The 2,893-nt window shown below is 72.9% G+C and carries 3 protein-coding genes and 1 tRNA gene; 2 read left to right on the top strand and 2 right to left on the bottom strand.

The features are described from left to right. The first annotated feature begins 207 nt into the window (after window positions 1–207). Window positions 208–292: transfer RNA gene (locus tag B9S61_RS24370), tRNA-Leu, on the top strand. Window positions 293–513: 221 nt separating this feature from the next. Then, complete coding sequence (locus B9S61_RS41700) at window positions 514–714, top strand: hypothetical protein (protein WP_219819953.1); 201 nt, start codon at window positions 514–516, stop codon at window positions 712–714. Window positions 715–769: 55 nt separating this feature from the next. Here the strand turns inward: B9S61_RS41700 and B9S61_RS24360 are convergent, their stop codons facing one another. Together B9S61_RS24360 and B9S61_RS24355 are read right to left on the bottom strand one after the other, a co-directional pair. Beyond that, window positions 770–1,264: an ATP-binding protein gene (locus B9S61_RS24360; protein WP_103544162.1), complete on the bottom strand. Its 495-nt coding sequence runs from the start codon at window positions 1,262–1,264 to the stop codon at window positions 770–772. 527 nt (window positions 1,265–1,791) lie between these two features. Continuing rightward, window positions 1,792–2,893, bottom strand: a 1,102-nt coding sequence (locus B9S61_RS24355; RefSeq protein ID WP_181007504.1) for a hypothetical protein, incomplete at its 5' end; no start/stop codon positions are given.

Raw genomic sequence — 2,893 nt, 5'->3', positions numbered from 1 at the left:
GCACTTCCGCCGGTGCCGGGACCGGGCGGGACGCACACGCCGGCGCCGCGTTCCGCCCTCCGGAATCCGCCGGCGGTCCCACAGGGACGGCGGGGGTGCCGGCGCGGGCCGGCCGGGGAAGGAAACGCAGGTGAAAGGCGCTGTGAAACCTTGGTATGGTTGTCCACGTCGCTGCGGGGGACACCCCGGCGCGGCGGCAGACACCTGGTCCGGGTGGCGGAATGGCAGACGCGCTAGCTTGAGGTGCTAGTGCCCTTTATCGGGCGTGGGGGTTCAAGTCCCCCCTCGGACACACACAGCCTTTCGAGGGCCACGACCTGAGGGTCGCGGCCCTCGTGGTGTTTTCCGTGACCGACCGATGGCGAGCGCCGTGGTGGGCTCCGCGCAGAATTCCGCGGGCCTCCGGATGAATCGCTCCGCGGGCTGCCAGATCTCCGCGCGATCGGCACGGGTGTCCGCGCGGCCGTGTCCGGCGCGGCGGGCCCGGAAGCAGTCCGTGCGGGAGGTGACGGCGTGGCCGAGGATCATCTGCGTCCACGCGTCGTGCAGGAACTCCGTGTCGCAGCCGTCCTCGCCGAGCTCGTCGACGGTACCCACCCGGTCACATCTCCGCGGTGGACAGTTGCGTCGTGGGTGGGCCGGGTGCTGACGAAGGTGGCCGATGGACGCCATCCGGTCTGCGGGGTCGCCCGAGGGCGGCTCGTCTGGTCGTGATGTGCTGCCGCGGCCCGCGCCGGACTTCCTGCGCGGCCGCACCGGGGTCGCCGGGTCACGGACAGCGCACGCGGGGTCCATGCGGGTCCGGCGCGGGCCGCACCACCGCACACACCGTCTTGCCGGGGCCGCCGCGACGGTCGGTGACGCCCCAGTCGTCGGCGAGGGCGGCGACGAGGAGGAGACCGCGGCCGGACTCGGCGTCCGGATCCGCCGGGGAGGCGACGAGGGGGCGTCGTTCCGCGCGGGTGTCCGAGACCTCCAGGCGCAGTCGCGCACCGTCCGCCTCCACGGCCAGCCGGACATGGAAGTCCCGGCCGGGCACGCGCCCGTGCTGTACGGCGTTGGCGCACAGCTCGGCGGTGATCAGGGTCAGTGTCTCGTCGACCTTGCCGGTGTGCGGGTGGCCCCAGGAGTCCAGGCAGTGTGCGACGAACAGCCGGGCCAGGCGGGCGCCGCGCGGGGTCGAGGTGAACGCCATCGCGAACTCGGCGGAGGGCATGGGAAACAGGGAGAGCAGCCGGGGCCGCTGCGGGGAAGGACTGTGCATGCCGTCAGCGTGGTGGCCGCGACGGGCGTGTCACCAGCGGCGACGCCTGTACGGGGAGGTGTTGTACGTCCGGGGGCGGACGCCCGTTGGGCAGGGCACGCCCTCTATGGGATGAGCCGGCCCGATGGGCCCGGTCCGGGTGTGTCACCAGTTCGGAAGGTGCTGGCCCGGTATCTGCCCGGGCCGCAGCTGCTGCCTCTGGTCAGGTGGTGACTGCCGTACGGGCCTGGGTGGGCGAGGGCGGATCCGTTCGGCGTCACCGACGCCATCGGTGCCGTGCCTCCGCCTGTTCGCCACCGGCGGGGTGGTCACGCGGTGTTCGGCTCTCAGGTGGCCAGATCGGCGCAGAGGGTATCCACCTCGCAGAGCTGCGGCGGCCCTCCTGCTTCACCCACGAGGCGGTGTTCCGGCGGTGCCCGACTGCCAGGAGCACAACATCGTGCGCGAAGCAGACTTCGTCTGCGTCTTCTGCGACAGCGATCTGCCCGCAGCATGGAACGTGGATCCCACCGAGTGATGGCCGAGGGTCACAGCCACTCGTTGTAGGGGCAGGTGAGGGGGAGGACGCGTTCGGTCAGTTGCCCGGTGAGGTGGGTGTCGGTGAGGGCGGCTTCGGCGAGCCAGTCCGTTGCCGTCAACCGGTCGATCAGGTACCGCAGTTCACCGGCGTCCGCCGGGACCCGGGTGGCGAGGGTGTTCAGGGGGATGCCCTGGCCGCCGGGTCCGAGGCGTCCCGTGTCGTCTGTGGACGTGGCCAGCGTCAGGGCGAGCAGCCGGATGCCGGCGGGTGCCTTCGCCTTGCGGAGCTTCTTGTCCGAGACGACCCTCTGGGCCCAGCCGGAGAGCTTGGGCCGTGTCTTCCTGCCGAACGTGAAGGGGCCCGACCCGTCCGTGCCGGGCACCAGGGAGGGGACGGTGACCGGGGTGGGGTTCTCCGGCCGGGAGGCGAGCAGGTCGCCGACCGTGCCGGGGATGTCCAGCCAGCCGCAGCCGGTGAGCTTGCCGATCAGGTCCTCCGGGTCGGTCAGGCCCAGCCCGGTGACGTCCTGGCCGACGAGGTTGCCGGTGCCGGTGTGCGCGGTGCGCAGGGTCAGCATCAGCACCAGCAGCCGCGCCTCCGCTCCGGGCAGCGGCGTGTGGCCGGCCACGTGCGTGAGGACGGAGCGCGCGTACTCCCACTGCGGTACGTTCAGCAGGCGTGCCACGCCCGGTTCCTCACCCTCCGCGACCTCGCCGGTGCGGTGCAGGTGCTGGCGGCGGATGACGGCGGCGGCCTGCTCGGCGCGCTGGGCCTCCAGCCGCAGGGTGACGTCGCAGCTGGCATCGGACCAGGCGAGGAAGGCGCGGGCCTTGCGTTCCTGGAGATCGGCCAGCATCGCCAGGTCGGGTTCCGCGCGCCTCTGGTAGGCGCGGAAGAGGCCACCGAGTTCGACGAGTTCGTCCCGCAGGGACAGAGGCCGCAGGTCGCGGGGGATGACACGCTGACTGATCCTCGCCTCCGGGCGGCGACGCCGTGCGGGTTCGGGGCGGGGTCCCGGGACTCCCGTCCCGGCGGTGACCTGCTGCCGGTCGGAGAACTGCGGCGCGGTGGTGCCGGTGCGGGGCGCCGCGGGCGCCGGGCGGCCGGGG

The organism is Streptomyces sp. SM1 (assembly GCF_002910825.1).
Classification (GTDB): domain Bacteria; phylum Actinomycetota; class Actinomycetes; order Streptomycetales; family Streptomycetaceae; genus Streptomyces; species Streptomyces okerensis.
This window is presented reverse-complemented; position numbering and strand designations above follow the sequence as displayed.